Origin of the sequence: Pseudomonas sp. NBRC 111140, assembly GCF_001320885.1 — a bacterium.
GTDB classification, from domain to species: Bacteria; Pseudomonadota; Gammaproteobacteria; order Pseudomonadales; family Pseudomonadaceae; genus Aquipseudomonas; species Aquipseudomonas putida_P.
Genome location: NZ_BCBQ01000070.1, coordinates 19,613 through 34,291, shown reverse-complemented (window position 1 = coordinate 34,291; position 14,679 = coordinate 19,613). Strand labels below are relative to the sequence as shown.

General features: G+C 61.8%; 15 protein-coding genes. 9 read left to right on the top strand and 6 right to left on the bottom strand.

The genetic code is table 11. The annotated features are described in order from the left end of the window. Both APH42_RS20530 and APH42_RS20525 read left to right on the top strand, forming a co-directional pair. Positions 1 to 415, top strand: a 415-nt coding sequence (locus tag APH42_RS20530) for a cytochrome d ubiquinol oxidase subunit II (protein ID WP_177336867.1), incomplete at its 5' end; no start/stop codon positions are given. Positions 416 to 424: 9 nt separating this feature from the next. After that, entirely contained in the window at positions 425 to 580 is a 156-nt protein-coding gene (locus APH42_RS20525) for a DUF2474 domain-containing protein (RefSeq protein ID WP_012274180.1), read from the top strand. Between the two features lie 117 nt (positions 581 to 697). Here APH42_RS20525 and APH42_RS20520 read toward each other — a convergent pair whose 3' ends face one another. Together APH42_RS20520 and APH42_RS20515 are read right to left on the bottom strand one after the other, a co-directional pair. Beyond that, a complete protein-coding gene (locus APH42_RS20520; protein WP_060494109.1) occupies positions 698 to 1,822 on the bottom strand; it encodes a methyltransferase in 1,125 nt (374 codons plus the stop codon). A gap of 96 nt (positions 1,823 to 1,918) precedes the next feature. Next, positions 1,919 to 2,626, bottom strand: coding sequence for an autoinducer binding domain-containing protein (locus APH42_RS20515; RefSeq protein WP_012274178.1), 708 nt, complete (start codon positions 2,624 to 2,626; stop codon positions 1,919 to 1,921). Between the two features lie 210 nt (positions 2,627 to 2,836). Between APH42_RS20515 and APH42_RS20510 the strand changes: the two genes are divergently transcribed. Next, positions 2,837 to 3,613, top strand: a complete 777-nt coding sequence (locus APH42_RS20510) for a ferredoxin--NADP reductase (protein ID WP_041166589.1) — start codon at positions 2,837 to 2,839, stop codon at positions 3,611 to 3,613. Between the two features lie 33 nt (positions 3,614 to 3,646). Here the strand turns inward: APH42_RS20510 and mscL are convergent, their stop codons facing one another. Then, entirely contained in the window at positions 3,647 to 4,066 is a 420-nt protein-coding gene (mscL, locus tag APH42_RS20505) for a large-conductance mechanosensitive channel protein MscL (protein WP_012274176.1), read from the bottom strand. A gap of 176 nt (positions 4,067 to 4,242) precedes the next feature. On the opposite strand from mscL, the gene radA reads away from it, so the two are divergent. Next, on the top strand, positions 4,243 to 5,613 hold the full coding sequence (radA, locus tag APH42_RS20500) for a DNA repair protein RadA (protein ID WP_012274175.1): 1,371 nt from the start codon (positions 4,243 to 4,245) through the stop codon (positions 5,611 to 5,613). 107 nt (positions 5,614 to 5,720) lie between these two features. Here radA and APH42_RS20495 read toward each other — a convergent pair whose 3' ends face one another. Further along, positions 5,721 to 7,238, bottom strand: coding sequence for a nucleobase:cation symporter-2 family protein (locus tag APH42_RS20495; RefSeq protein ID WP_012274174.1), 1,518 nt, complete (start codon positions 7,236 to 7,238; stop codon positions 5,721 to 5,723). A 263-nt stretch (positions 7,239 to 7,501) separates the two neighbouring features. Continuing rightward, a complete protein-coding gene (locus tag APH42_RS20490; protein ID WP_012274173.1) occupies positions 7,502 to 7,867 on the bottom strand; it encodes a PilZ domain-containing protein in 366 nt (121 codons plus the stop codon). A gap of 177 nt (positions 7,868 to 8,044) precedes the next feature. On the opposite strand from APH42_RS20490, the gene APH42_RS20485 reads away from it, so the two are divergent. The 3 genes from APH42_RS20485 (at position 8,045) to yjiA (ending at position 11,382) form a co-directional block, all read left to right on the top strand. Beyond that, on the top strand, positions 8,045 to 10,111 hold the full coding sequence (locus APH42_RS20485; RefSeq protein WP_012274172.1) for a carbon starvation CstA family protein: 2,067 nt from the start codon (positions 8,045 to 8,047) through the stop codon (positions 10,109 to 10,111). Positions 10,112 to 10,128: 17 nt separating this feature from the next. After that, positions 10,129 to 10,326, top strand: a complete 198-nt coding sequence (locus tag APH42_RS20480; protein WP_003251633.1) for a YbdD/YjiX family protein — start codon at positions 10,129 to 10,131, stop codon at positions 10,324 to 10,326. A gap of 78 nt (positions 10,327 to 10,404) precedes the next feature. Then, the gene (gene yjiA, locus APH42_RS20475) at positions 10,405 to 11,382 is read left to right on the top strand and encodes a GTPase (protein ID WP_060494108.1); all 978 of its coding nucleotides are present in this window, start codon (positions 10,405 to 10,407) and stop codon (positions 11,380 to 11,382) included. Here yjiA and APH42_RS20470 read toward each other — a convergent pair. Further along, complete coding sequence (locus APH42_RS20470; RefSeq protein WP_012274170.1) at positions 11,342 to 12,829, bottom strand: methylenetetrahydrofolate reductase C-terminal domain-containing protein; 1,488 nt, start codon at positions 12,827 to 12,829, stop codon at positions 11,342 to 11,344. The two genes, yjiA and APH42_RS20470, sit on opposite strands and share 41 nt — an antisense overlap. Positions 12,830 to 13,037: 208 nt before the next feature. Here APH42_RS20470 and APH42_RS20465 point away from each other — a divergent pair, with 208 nt between their 5' ends. Continuing rightward, complete coding sequence (locus tag APH42_RS20465; RefSeq protein WP_012274169.1) at positions 13,038 to 13,838, top strand: 5-methyltetrahydropteroyltriglutamate--homocysteine methyltransferase; 801 nt, start codon at positions 13,038 to 13,040, stop codon at positions 13,836 to 13,838. A gap of 67 nt (positions 13,839 to 13,905) precedes the next feature. Further along, entirely contained in the window at positions 13,906 to 14,625 is a 720-nt protein-coding gene (locus tag APH42_RS20460) for an SDR family oxidoreductase (RefSeq protein WP_060494107.1), read from the top strand. Positions 14,626 to 14,679 lie beyond the last annotated feature (54 nt).

Sequence of the window (14,679 nt, the reverse complement as noted above, 5' to 3'; positions counted from 1 at the left end):
GGCGCTGGTGCTGCTGGCGGTGATCGGTATCGTCAGCCTGTGGACCCCCATCGCCTACCCGCAAATCGCCGACCGCTGGTTCAGCATGCCAAACCTGCTCTGGTTCATGCCGGTGCCGCTGCTGGTGCTGGTGACCTTCTACGGGCTGCTGAAGGCGGTAGCGCGCAATGCACACTACACGCCGTTCCTGCTCACCCTGGTGTTGATCTTCCTGGGTTACAGTGGCCTGGGCATCAGCCTGTGGCCGAACATCATCCCGCCGTCGATCTCGATCTGGGAGGCCGCAGCGCCCCCGCAAAGCCAAGGTTTCATGCTGGTGGGCACCCTGTTCATCCTGCCGTTCATCCTGATGTACACCTTCTGGAGCTACTACGTGTTCCGCGGCAAGGTGACCCACGAAGACGGTTATCACTAGGAGGGCCGCATGATGACGGGCAAACATGGCTTGGAAGACAAGAAACCGCTGTGGCAGCGGCTGGGTTGGCTGCTGCTGATTTGGGCGATGAGTGTTGCCGCGCTGGGCGTGGCGGCATGGGTGATGCGGCTGTTCATGGGGGCTGCGGGATTGACCACCCATTGAGAGCAGCGGGGGCGCCTGTGGGAGCGGGCGTGCCCGCGAAGCAGGCATCGCGATAGATGGCACCGGCTTCGCCGGTGTTCGCGGGCAAGCCCGCTCCCACAGGGGCGGCGCGGGCTCTTATTTGCGGGCTTTCAGAATGACGAACTTGGGCGTAGCCGCCACCTGCTCAACCCCTCGGAACAACCGCGCCAGCTTGCTGTGATAGCCCAGGTGGCGGTTGCCCACGATGTACAGCGCCCCACCCACCACCAGCGCTTCTCGCGCCTGCTGGAACATGCGCCAGGCAAGGAAGTCCCCCACCACCTGCTGCTGGTGGAACGGCGGGTTGCATAGCACCACGTCCAGCGATTGTTTCTCTACCCCGGCCAACCCATCGGCCGCGACGAAATTGGCGGCACGTTCGCCCAGTGCAGCTCGCCAGTTCTCCTGCGCTGATTGCACGGCCATGTACGACTCATCGACCAAGGTGTACTCAGCGTCCGGGTTGCCCAGGGCGCTGGCAATCGCCAGCACGCCGTTGCCGCAGCCCAGGTCCGCTACCCGCGCGTTGCCCAGGTCGCGGGGCAAGTGGGGCAGGAACGCCCTTGTGCCGATATCCAAGCCCTCACGGCAAAACACGTTGGCGTGGTTGACCAACTCCAGCACCGGCGCGTCGAGGTGGTAGCGGCTAGGGTAGGGTGAGCGGGCGAGCGGGCGTTCGGCCACCGTTGCGGTCAGCAAGCGGGCCTTTTTCTGTGCCAGCGAAGCCTGCACAGGGCCGATGTACTTCTCCATCAGGTCACCGGCCGCCCGTGGAAGGTGCTTGATCATGGCCCCGGCAATCACCTGCGCGCCAGGCGCCAGGTGGCCCTGCAAGCGGATCAGTTGTTCTTCAAGCAGGGCCAGGGTCTTGGGCACGCGTACCAGCACTCGGTCGAAGAGGCCTTGCCAGTGCTCGCTGGCCGGTACGAACGGCACGCTATCGAACGTCAAACCGTTGCGCGTCAGGTTCTTTTCCAGGCCAAGGTGCGCCAGATGTGAGTCACCGCTGCTGACCACCTGCAGGCGGCCCGCCAGGCTGACGGCCAGGGCGCCGAAGCTGTCATTGAGCACCAGTACCCGGCAGTTGGCGTCAGGGGCCTGTTCGTGCAACTGCGCAAGCAGGTACTCGTCGGCGGCATCGAAGGCCTGCAGCGGGTCGTTGGCCTGCTCCGGCTGGCGGATCAGGTCGAGTTCGGCGTAGGGGGTGGTCAACAGGGGCATGGCGTCTGGCTCGGGTACGAAACTGCCCGTTGCGGTTCGCTCCGGGCTTTGCCGGGCGATTCTACAGGGCTTTGCCCAAGGTCGCAGGTGTGAAGGTCAGATCCAGCCACGCAGGGCGGCGATGGCGATGGCGCCAGCCTTGTTGGCAGCGTTGGTCTTGGTGATCACGCTGCGGATGTGGAAGTTCACCGTGCTTTGCGAAAGCGACAGGATGCAGGCAACGTCGGCAGCGGTCTTGCCGGCAGCCGACCATTTCAGCACTTCTAGTTCACGCTCGCTCATTCTTGGTTGAGGTGGGCACAGTGCGTTCAGGTGGTGTTCGCCAAGCACGGCATGCAGGGTATGGCACAGCCACTGGACGCTGCCGGCCTTGTCATAAAGCTCGACGATGTCGATCTTTTCGGCAGGCCTGGCCACGCTGATCTGGCTTTCGTTGTGCTGCAGGTCGTGCAGTGATTGCGTCCAGCCGTGACGCAAGCCGTGCTGACAGGCCGCTTCGCGAAATTGAGGGGCGTCTCGGTATAGGTCGTCAGTCCATAGTACGGGGGTGGTCGAACTGTGACTCATGTGCGCTGCCGGGTCCTGCTTGTAGAAATCGTCGCGCTGATAGCGCTCGATCCACTCACTTGGGTAGTTGCTGTAGAGGTACAGCCTTGGTGTTTGCGTGGCGATCTGGATGCGGATATTCAGCCCAAGGTAATCCATGCCCAGCTCCTGAGCCAGATGGACTGCGATGTCGAACAGCTTCTGCGGGTTGCGCTCGCTGACGAACGCATGAAGATGCTCGGGTTTCCAGTGAAGCATCGAGACAATCCTCGGGGTGTAGGATCCAATCCATTTGGGTACCCGATGATTGTAGGAAAGTCCTACCTTAGTGTTGGGATTTTTTTGTTATAGCACTTAGGGTTTTCTGCCAGTTCGGCACGATCCCCCCTGGTGAGGCCCTACAAAGCGGTGGTTTTTATCCAAGCCACTTTAAGCGACACTGTGCACACGCCAACCCTGGAGCCCGATATGACCGCTAGCGCCGAAAAGTTCACCCGCCAGACCCTGCTCGATGTTCAGCCGCTGACGCCGAACCTCTTCAGCCTGCGGGTTACGCGCGATGCGGGGTTCCGCTTTCGTTCCGGTCAGTTCGCCCGCCTTGGCGTGACCAAGGCCGATGGCAGCGTGGTGTGGCGCGCCTATTCAATGGTCAGCGCGCCCCATGATGAGCATCTGGACTTTTTCTCCATCGTGGTACCCGGTGGCGAGTTCACCAGCGAGCTTAGCCGGCTGGGTGCGGGCGATACCTTGCTGATCGACCGTCAGGCTTTCGGTTTCCTCACCCTCGACCGTTTCGTCGGTGGTCGCGACCTGTGGCTGCTGGCCACGGGCACGGGCATTGCGCCGTTCATGTCGATCCTGCAGGACTTCGAGGCTTGGGAGCGTTTCGACAACATCAAGCTGGTGTACTCGGTGCGCGAAGCCAAAGAGCTGGCCTACGTAGATGAAATCGCCGGGCTGGAGCAACGCGAGTACCTGGCGGAGCATGCGGGCAAGTTGCAGTTCATTCCGGTGGTGACCCGTGAACAACACCCAGGGGCGTTGAACCAGCGCATTACCACGTTGATCGAGAATGGTGAACTGGAGAAGGCGGCGGGGCTGGCGCTGTCGCCAGAGCATTCACGGGTGATGCTGTGCGGTAACCCGGAAATGATCGACGAAACCCGTAAAGTGCTGAAAGCGCGTGACCTGCAACTGAGCCTGAGCAAGCGGCCAGGGCAGGTAGCGGTCGAAAACTACTGGTAAGGCCAGGGGGCTGCAAGGCAGCCCCCTGCTACCTCACGGCAAGCGATTCTGATTCTGCGTCTTGAGCAAGTCGCGAATCTCGGTCAGCAGTGTCTCTTCAGCCGAAGGCACCGGCGGCGTAGTCGGCGCCACGGCTTCCTCACGCTTGAGCCTGTTGATCGCCTTCACCCCCATGAAGATGGCAAAGGCCACGATCACGAAGTCGATCACGGTCTGGATGAACTTGCCATATGCCAGCACTACCGCTGGTACGTCACCTTCGGCAGCCTTCAGGGTAATGGCCAGGTCGCTGAAGTCCACACCACCGATCAGCAGGCCCAGTGGTGGCATGATCACGTCACCGACGAAGGACGAGACGATCTTGCCGAAGGCCGCGCCGATGATGATACCGACCGCCATGTCGACGACATTGCCTTTGACCGCGAAAGCCTTGAACTCGTTGAGCATGCCCATGTTTGGTTCCTTGTAACAAAAGGTAAGGTTAACGCAGTGTAAGCCACTAAAACGCTTCATGCGTTGTGTTCAGGGCTACTGACTGCAGTTAGAACGAATAGTTTTGTCGCATCCCGAAGCGTTCGAGACACGTCCTGCTCGGCTATCATGGCGATTTTTTCCAGGAGACCCCACCCATGGCCAAGGCCAAGCGCTTGTATGGCTGCACCGAGTGCGGCGCGACCTTCCCCAAATGGGCCGGCCAGTGCGGCGAATGCGGGGCCTGGAACACGCTGGTCGAAACCATGATCGAAAGCGGCGGCGCCGCAGCGCCCAGCAGCGGCCGCGCGGGTTGGACCGGGCAGCAGGCACAGATCAAGACCTTGGCCGAAGTCAGCGTCGAGGAAATCCCGCGCTTCACCACCAGCAGCACTGAACTTGACCGCGTACTGGGCGGTGGCCTGGTGGATGGCTCTGTGGTGCTGATTGGTGGTGACCCCGGTATCGGCAAGTCGACCATTTTGTTGCAAACGTTGTGCAACATCGCCGTCGGCATGCCGGCGCTGTATGTCACCGGTGAGGAGTCGCAGCAACAGGTCGCCATGCGCTCACGGCGGCTGGGCCTGCCCCAGGACCAACTCAAGGTAATGACCGAAACCTGCATCGAGACGATCATTGCCACGGCACGCGTCGAGAAGCCCAGGGTCATGGTCATCGACTCGATCCAGACCATTTTCACCGAGCAGCTGCAATCGGCCCCCGGCGGCGTGGCCCAGGTGCGCGAAAGCACGGCGTTGCTGGTGCGTTACGCCAAGCAGAGCGGTACGGCGATCTTCCTGGTTGGCCACGTCACCAAGGAAGGCTCGCTGGCTGGTCCGCGGGTATTGGAGCACATGGTCGATACCGTGCTGTATTTCGAAGGCGAGTCCGATGGCCGTCTGCGCTTGTTACGGGCGGTGAAGAACCGTTTTGGCGCGGTCAACGAGCTGGGCGTGTTCGGCATGACCGACCGTGGCCTTAAAGAAGTGTCCAACCCGTCGGCGATCTTCCTCAACCGTACCCAGGAAGAAGTGCCAGGCAGCGTGGTGATGGCTACCTGGGAGGGCACCCGGCCAATGCTGGTTGAAGTGCAGGCGCTGGTCGACGATAGCCATCTGGCCAATCCGCGGCGGGTAACCCTGGGCCTGGACCAGAACCGCCTGGCCATGTTGCTGGCGGTGCTGCACCGTCATGGCGGTATTCCTACCCATGACCAGGACGTGTTCCTCAACGTGGTGGGCGGGGTGAAGGTGCTGGAAACGGCTTCGGACCTGGCGCTGCTGGCGGCGGTCATGTCCAGCCTGCGCAATCGGCCGCTGGCCCATGGTCTGCTGGTGTTTGGCGAGATCGGCCTGTCGGGTGAGGTGCGGCCGGTGCCCAGTGGCCAGGAGCGCTTGAAGGAAGCGGCCAAGCACGGCTTCAAGCGGGCCATCGTGCCCAAGGGCAATGCGCCGAAAGAGCCACCGGCGGGGTTGCAGGTGATTGCCGTGACCCGGCTGGAGCAAGCCCTGGATGCATTGTTCGAGTAACTTGTAGCCTGTTCTGGCCCTATCGACGGCAATAGGCCAGAACAGGCAAACGAAAAAGGGGCCGATGATGCGCATCGGCCCCCTCCACCTCACCGCTCAGTCAGCAGTCAATGCTCGGCAACCGCTGCGCGCCTGACCGTTTCATTGCCATGCTCGTCCAGCTCCAGCATCGGCACTTCGTTACCCTCGGCATCGAACAGCTTGCCGTCCTTGAAGTAGTCGCCATCACGCAGCGCGGAAATGTCCGAATACTGGATGGTGCGCTCGTACGCCGCAGCGAACACCGACTGGTTTTCCGAGTTGCCGGTGGTGAAGTGGTTGAAGATCAGGTTCAGCAAGATGGCCATGATCGCCGCCGAGCTGATGCCCGAGTGGAAGATGGTCTCGAACCAGTTCGGGAAGTGGTGGTAGAAGGTCGGCGCGGCAATCGGGATCATGCCGAAGCCCAGCGAGGCCGCGACGATGATCAGGTTGACGTTGTTCTTGTAGCTGACCTTGGACAAAGTACGGATACCGCTGGCCGCCACGGTGCCGAACAGCACGATGCCAGCGCCACCCAGTACCGGGGTAGGCACGGCGGCAATCACCCGGCCCATGATCGGCAGCAGGCCGAGTACCACCAGAATCACACCACCGGTGGCCACCACGTAGCGGCTCTTGACCCCGGTCACGGCCACCAGGCCGACGTTCTGGGCGAACGCGCTCTGGGTGAACGAGCCGAAGATCGGTGCCAGGATGCTCGATGCCATGTCGGCACGCAGGCCGTTGCCCAGGCGCTTGGAGTCAACCTTGGTGTCGATGATTTCACCCACAGCGAGGATGTCGGCCGAAGTTTCCACCAGGGTTACCATGATCACGATGCACATCGACAGGATCGCGGCGATGTGAAACTCCGGCATGCCGAAGTGGAACGGCGTGGGGAAGGCCAGCATCGGGCCTTCGGTGACCTTGCTGAAGTCGGCCATGCCCAGCGACCAGGCGATCAGTGTGCCGATCACCATGGCCAGCAGGATCGACAGGCGCGAAATGGTCGCGCTGCCCAGCTTGCTCAACAGCAGCACGATGGCGAAGGTCAACCCGGCCAAGCCGATGTTGGCCACGCTGCCGAACTCTGGCGAGGCGCTGTTGCCACCCATCACCCAGCGTGCGGCCACTGGCATCAGGGTCAGGCCGATGGTGGTGATGACGATGCCGGTCACCAGGGGAGGGAAGAACTTGGTGATGCGCGAGAACACCGGGGTGATCAGGAAGCCGATCAGCGACGCCGCCATGACCGCGCCAAGCACGCCAGGCAGGCCACCGCCGCCCTCGCTGCTGAGGATCGCACCCATGGTCGCCACACCGGCGAACGACACGCCCTGCACCAGCGGCAACTGGCAGCCGAAGAACGGCAGGCCAAGGGTTTGCAATAGGGTGGCCAGGCCACCGGCAAACAGCGAGGCGGCGATCAGCATGCCGATTTCGGCACCGTTCAGGCCCGCGGCCTGCCCCAGGATCAGGGGTACCGCGACGATCCCCCCGTACATGGTCAACACATGCTGCAGACCATAAGCCAGGTTGGCACCAAGGCCGAGGTTTTCATCCTCGGGGCGCTTGGCGGGAGACGTGCTAGGGGACGTAGTCATGGAGCAGGCTCTCTGTTTATTGTTGTGCCGCTACTGTAGACACTTACCTCAAATGATTGCCACAAGAATTGTATACAATATTTTGATCGGAGCGCGCACAGATACGACCGCATGGGGTGCTAAATCCCAATGCAGAAGGCGTACCAACTTGTCAGAAGCTGTATTGGAAAGCTGTGTACAAAGTTCTGCTACCCAGGCTTAAAGCTGTCTGGGTAGACAGGAAACACTCGGTGGGAATGATATTAGCTAGCTAAGAGATTTCATTATTCGATGAGTTCGCGCAGCTCGCGCATCATTTCGGTGCTGTCGGCCACGTTCAATTCCACAAGACGGTGCAAATGGCTCATCGAATCGATGTCGATGTACAGGCAGATGAAGCCCAGCCGGCTCGGTTCTTCGTGGCGCAGTTCGACCTGCATCTGCACCTCGGTCACTTCGTCGTTGAGCACGATGTAGGCTTCGAAATCCTGGCTCAGGTCGGGATCCCAGGTTTTCGGGCTTTCGACCAGCAGGCCTTTGAGGGACAGGTCGAGCAGTTTCACCTCCCAGCAACGTTCGCCCTGGCAAAGCCTGGTCGGGGCGTCGAACTGGATACGCTGGAAACGGCGGCGTTCGTCGTGATCGCTCATGGCATGGATCCTTGGGTAGGTCCTAAGGTGACATCCTGACTATAGTTAGAATGTTATGTGCATCAGGTACCGCAATCTGGCCGCAGAGGCTCTAGACCAAAGCAAGTGTGGCAATGCGCGATGACTCGCCCTAGACTCGGTGGGCGGTCTTTCCAATCCACCAGCTGGAAGCTAACCATGAACAACAATAATAGCCTGCTACGCCACATTCCGTGGTTGGCGCTGGCAGTCATAGGGGCCTGCGCGCTGGGTGTGGTTGCCCTGCGTCGCGGCGAGGCAATCAACGCCTTGTGGATCGTGGTCGCGGCGGTGGCCATTTACCTGGTTGCCTACCGTTACTACAGCTTGTTCATCGCCACCAAGGTGATGCAACTCGACCCTCGCCGTGCCACCCCGGCGGTGCTCAACAACGACGGTCTGGACTACGTTCCGACCAACAAACACATTCTTTTCGGTCACCACTTCGCCGCCATCGCGGGCGCAGGCCCCTTGGTCGGCCCGGTACTTGCCGCGCAAATGGGCTACTTGCCCGGCACGTTGTGGCTGATTGCCGGCGTGGTGCTGGCCGGTGCGGTGCAGGACTTCATGGTCCTGTTCATGTCTACCCGCCGCAATGGTCGCTCGCTGGGCGACATGGTGCGCGAGGAGATGGGCCGCATTCCGGGGACCATCGCCCTGTTCGGCTGCTTCCTGATCATGATCATCATCCTCGCGGTGTTGGCGTTGATCGTGGTCAAGGCCCTCGCCGAAAGCCCGTGGGGCATGTTCACGGTGATGGCGACCATCCCGATCGCGATGTTCATGGGCATCTACATGCGCTACATCCGCCCGGGCCGCATTGGCGAGATCTCGGTGGTTGGCGTGGTGCTGCTGCTGGCGTCTATCTGGCTGGGCGGCGTGATCGCTGCGGACCCGGTATGGGGCCCGGCGTTCACCTTCACCGGGGTGCAGATCACCTGGATGCTGGTGGGCTACGGCTTTGTCGCCGCCGTGCTGCCGGTCTGGCTGGTGCTGGCACCACGTGACTACCTGTCGACCTTCCTCAAGATCGGCACCATCGTGGGCCTGGCCATCGGTATCCTGATCATTGCCCCCGAGCTGAAAATGCCGGCGCTGACCCAGTTCACCGACGGCACGGGCCCTGTGTGGAAGGGCACCCTGTTCCCGTTCCTGTTCATCACCATTGCCTGTGGTGCGGTGTCCGGCTTCCACGCGCTGATTTCCTCGGGGACCACCCCCAAGCTGCTGGATAACGAAACCAACGCCCGCTACATCGGCTACGGTGGCATGCTGATGGAATCGTTCGTCGCCATCATGGCCATGGTCGCCGCTTCGGTGATCGAGCCTGGCGTGTACTTCGCCATGAACAGCCCGGCTGCCGTGGTCGGTGCAGACGTAGCGTCGGTGGCGCAGACAGTCAGCAGCTGGGGCTTCCTGATTACACCCGAGCAGCTTGAAGCCGTCGCCCGTGACATCGGCGAGCACACCATCCTGGCCCGTGCTGGTGGTGCGCCTACCCTGGCGGTCGGTATCGCGCAGATCCTGCACCAGGTGTTGCCAGGTGAAAACACCATGGCCTTCTGGTACCACTTCGCGATCCTGTTCGAGGCGCTGTTCATCCTCACCGCAGTGGACGCCGGTACCCGAGCCGGGCGCTTCATGCTGCAGGACCTGCTGGGCAGCTTCGTGCCAGCACTCAAACGCACTGAATCGTGGGGTGCCAACCTGCTCGCCACTGCTGGCTGCGTGGCACTCTGGGGCTACCTGCTTTACCAGGGCGTGATCGACCCGCTGGGCGGCATCAACACCCTGTGGCCGCTGTTTGGCATCTCCAACCAGATGCTGGCCGGTATCGCCTTGATGCTCGGTACCGTGGTGCTGATCAAGATGAAGCGTCAGCGCTACATCTGGGTCACCCTGCTGCCGGCCGTCTGGCTGCTGATCTGCACCACTGCTGCTGGCCTGATCAAGCTGTTCGACCCGAACCCGGCGGTTGGCTTCCTGGCCCTGGCCAAGAAGTACAGCACCGCGCTGGACGCAGGCCAAGTGCTGGCCCCGGCCAAGGACATCGGGCAGATGCAGCACGTGATCTTCAACGCCTACACCAACGCGGGCCTGACGATTCTGTTCCTGCTGGTGGTCTTCAGCATCCTGTTCTTCGCCATCAAGGTCGGCTACGCCGCCCTGGGCCGCAAGGAGCGCACCGACAAGGAAACCCCGTTCCAGGCGTTGCCTGACGCGTAATCGAGAGGACTGCAGTTATGTTCAACGACTTGGGTCGACTAGGAAAATACCTGGGGCAGGCAGCCCGCCTGATGGTCGGTATGCCCGACTACGACAACTATGTCGAGCACATGCAGAAGACGCACCCGGACAAGCCGGTGATGAGCTACGAAGCGTTCTTCCGCGAACGGCAAGAAGCGCGTTACGGCGGCAAGTCCGGGCCCAAGTGCTGTTGAGCCTGCGACACGTGTGAACCTGTGGGAGCCTGGGTAACCGGCTCCCACAGTCATTTTCAGATTCAGGAGACTTTCTGCGTGCAGACGCCTATTCCCGTAACCGTCCTCACGGGCTTCCTCGGTGCCGGCAAGACCACCTTGCTCAAGCACATGCTCAAGGCCGAGCACGGCCTGAAGCTCGCGGTGATCGAAAACGAATTCAGTGAGGCCGGCATTGACAGCCAATTGCTGGGCGACCAGCCGGTGCAGGTGATGACCCTGGCCAACGGTTGTGTGTGTTGCAGCATCCATGGCGACCTGACTCGCGCCCTGTACCTGCTGATCGAGCGCCTGGATGCCGGGGAAATCGCCTTCGACCGCCTGGTGATCGAATGTACCGGCCTGGCCGACCCGGCGCCGGTAGCGCAAACCTTCTTCATCGACGAGGAACTGCGTGAGCGCTACATCCTCGACGGCATCATCACCCTGGTCGATGCCGCGCATGCCGAACTGCACCTGACCCAGACCATCGCTCAGGCCCAGGTCGGCTTTGCCGATCGCTTGCTGCTGAGCAAGACAGACTTGGTCGAGCCGGCTGCGGTAGACGCGCTGCGCGAGCGCCTGGCCCGCATCAATGGTCGGGCCGCGATCCGGGTGGTTGAACACGGATGCATCGACCTGGCTGAACTACTGGATGTGCGAGGTTTCAACCTCAACCCTGACCTGGGTGCGAACTTGAAACTGACACTGCGCCCGGTGCTCAAACCCGCCACGCCGGACCGTATCTCCACGATGGTGCTGCGCACGGACACTGCGTTGGATATCGATCGCCTCAGCGGCTTCATGAACGAACTGCTGGAAACCCACGGCACACAACTGTTGCGCTACAAGGGCGTGCTGAACATTGCCGGCGAAGAGCGCAAGCTGGTATTCCAAGGTGTGCTCAAGCTCTATGGCTTCGATTGGGACGCCGAGTGGGGCGCTGGCGAAACGCGCGAGAGTGTGATGGTGTTCATCGCCGATGAATTACCCGAAGCTACGATTCGGGCTGGCTTCGAGGCGTTGGCTGCGGGCTGAGCCGCCGCGGCGTCTGCGCTGCGAACCACTGCGGCCAGGAGCTGCGGTGGCGGGTTTCGACCTCGATGCACGGGATCAGCCGCTCGGTCAGCACGGCAGTTTGCCGCACGGCTTTGGCGGTGCGGTACTTGACGCTGTGGATGCACTCGCGGTCGCCGAACTCGCAGCGGTTCAGGGCGGTTCCACCGCAGGGGCCATTGGCCAGGCCTTTGGGGCAGGTTTCTGGGCAGACGTACAAGGTATCTTCGAGGCGGCAGCGGCCACAGGTATCGCAACCCACCAGTGGCCGTTTCACAGCACGCTCCACCTTGTGCAGCACCAGTGCGCCAAGGCGCGTAGCCCATAGAGGCTGGCGCACCGCCCAGCCAAATGCCTTGCTCAGGCCGTTGCGGCGGCTGAACAGCAGTGAATGCATGCCGTGCATCAGGTGATAGCGCGCTTTCTCCTTGAACGTGGCATCGACCTGTGACTCGCCCTGGCGCCAGCTCGCCTGCGGCGGATGGAAGATCACTGCCGGCAGGCCGGGCATCTGCCAGCTGGCCTGCCAGGCGGGCGCCCATTGCTCCAGCGTGTGAACCCGGGTTTGCCAGTGCTCGATACGGGCTTCCAGGGCCAGCAACTGCTTGAGTTCGTGCACCCCTGAGAGGTGCACACCGGCGTAGCCCATCAGCTTTACACCGATGATCTGCAAGGCCAGGCGGTCAACACTGCGCGCCTGGGCAAATACCTTGGACAGCGCGGTCTCCGCTTCGAGCATGTCGCGCATGGACGGGGTGACGGTGACGCCGGCCACATGGTCGAGCATCGTCGCGCGCCCGTGGGTGAGGCTCATGAGGCAGGCCAGCATGGGCTTGGGCGTGGGCTGGCGGCGCATCCAAAGCATGGCTTCCTGGTGCTTGGCGGCATCAAAGCCCAGTTGCAGGGTGAAGAAGTCAGCCCCAGCCGCCAGCTTTTTCTCGGCCTTGAAATACTGGGCGCCGCCTTCTTCCTCGTGGTACTTGAACGGGTTCAGTGCCGCGCCCAGCAGCCAGTGCGGACAGGCTTGGCGGGCAATCTGCAGGGCGGCGACCGATTCCAGGTAGCGCACCGGGCGCAGGCCTGGTTCATGGCCGGGCAGGCGGTCGCCGGTAAGCAGCAACAGCTGATCGAGGCCTGCGGCGTCCATACGCTGCAGTTGCGCGAGCAGGTGATGGCGTTCGCGATCCTTGCCGGAAAAATGCGGCAGGGCAGGCACAGGGTTGGCGAACGAGGCGAGGGCGTCCAGCGGCGACATGTCCAGCGGGCTGCCGACGCGATCGCCGATGGCCACGGTCATCGGCCAGCCGCACAGGTGCGCACGGGCCAAGATCGCTTCCATGGCGGCGAAGCGTTCAGCCGAAGGCTTGGGGACGAATTCCATGACGCAGACGAAGTTCTTTTCGCGCAGCGCGGTTTTCAGCAGGCTCATGTGGCTGGGCACCCGGTGTGGTCAGGGTGGCATTGTGCGGCAGAAGGCGGGCGGGGTCATGTCCGAATGCGCAGGGTGATGCTCTGAATGAGACATCAGCATGATCATGAAGAAATCTTGGGTTCATCTCAAATTTAATGAGTTTGTCTCAAGCGTTTATCCGCCGGAAAATCCCTCTCATTCATTTATGCAGGTTAAGGGACAAAACATGGCACTGGCACACAACCTGGGCTTTCCACACATCAGCGGTGACCGCGAGGCGCGTGCCCGTCACTGGCAGGCTCAGCGTGATGCCGGCATCCAATTGCTGCCAGTGGGTGACTTTGCCTGGCATGATCAACCGTTCGACCTGAGCTGGGCGCAGCTTTTTGATGAAGTGGCACAAGCCAAGGCCTTGGGCCATGCGGTCAAGCCAGTGGTGATCGGCCCGTTGACTTATCTGTGGCAGGGCGAAAACAACGGCAGCATCGAAACGCTGGAACTGCTCGAGCGCCTGCTGCCGCTGTACGATCAGTACCTCAACCGCCTGGCTGCAATGGGCGTGGAGTGGGTGCAGATCGATGAACCGATTCTCGCCGAAGACCTGCCGCAGGACTGGAAAAACGCTTACGAGCGCGTCTACAACATTCTTCAGCGCGCGCCGCTGAAAAAGCTGATTGCCACCTACTACGGTGGCCTTGACGGCAACCTCGGCCTGGCCGTGAACCTGCCTGTCGATGGCCTGCATGTCGACCTGGTACAGGCACCCGAGCAGTACCAGACCCTTCTGGACCGCCTACCGACCTACAAGGTGTTGTCGCTGGGCCTGGTCGACGGCCGCACTGCAGCTGCTTGCGACTTGGGAGAAACCCTGGGCCTGCTGCACGATGCCCATGAGCGTCTGGGGGAGCGGCTATGGCTGGCGCCGGCCTGCTCGTTGTCGCGCAGCCCGGTGGAAGTGGCCGTGCAGAAGTGCCAGGAAGTGGCCGTGCTGGCAGCTGCGCTGGACGAAAACCGAGCTGCGGCTTGATCATCGCCACAGGCGCTTAAAACCCCCTAGAATGCCGACTCCGATCAAATCGACAGGGAGTGATGCGATGCGTGTTCTGGTAGTCGGCGCCAGTAAAGGCCTGGGCAAGGCTTTCATGGAAGGGTTGGGCAAACCCGGCGATACGTTGATTGGGGTGTCGCGCAGCAAACCCGCGGCAGTGAATGTCGGCAAGGGTATTGACGCCCAGTGGATCGAGGCCGATCTAGGCCAGCCTGCCGCTGCAGTAGAGTCGATAGCCCGAGCGCTGGCTGAGGGTGGCGTGGATACGCTGATCTATAACCTCGGCCTGTGGGAGGCCGAAGCGTTCGAAGACCACTACAGCTTCCTTGATGACTGTGACGCAGCGCTGCAGCGCATGGTCGACTGCAACATCACCGCCACCATCCTGCTGGTCAAACGGCTGCTGCCGCTGCTGCTCGAAAGCGAAAAACCACGGATCATCCTGACCGGTTCCACTTCCGGCCTGCCCCAAAGCGGTCGCCCAGAAGTGACCTTCGCTGCCTCCAAGTTCGGCCTGCGCGGCATCGCCGAAGCATTGCGTGAAGGCTATCGAGGGCAAGGCCTTGGGGTGACGTGCCTGAACCTTGGGTACCTCAATACCGAAGACGGCCTGGATGTGCCGGTGGAAGAGGCTGCCGCGCGTGGGGAAGGGGGGCTGATACCGCTGCACGATGTGGTGCTGATGGTGCGCACGCTGCTGGAGCTTTCGGCGGCCAGTTATGTGCGGGAGCTGACCTTGCCGGCGATTGCCGATGAGCGGTTCTGAAGCCTGAGAGTGGTGTTCAAGCAGGCCCGGCCTCTTCGCGGGTAACCCCGCGAA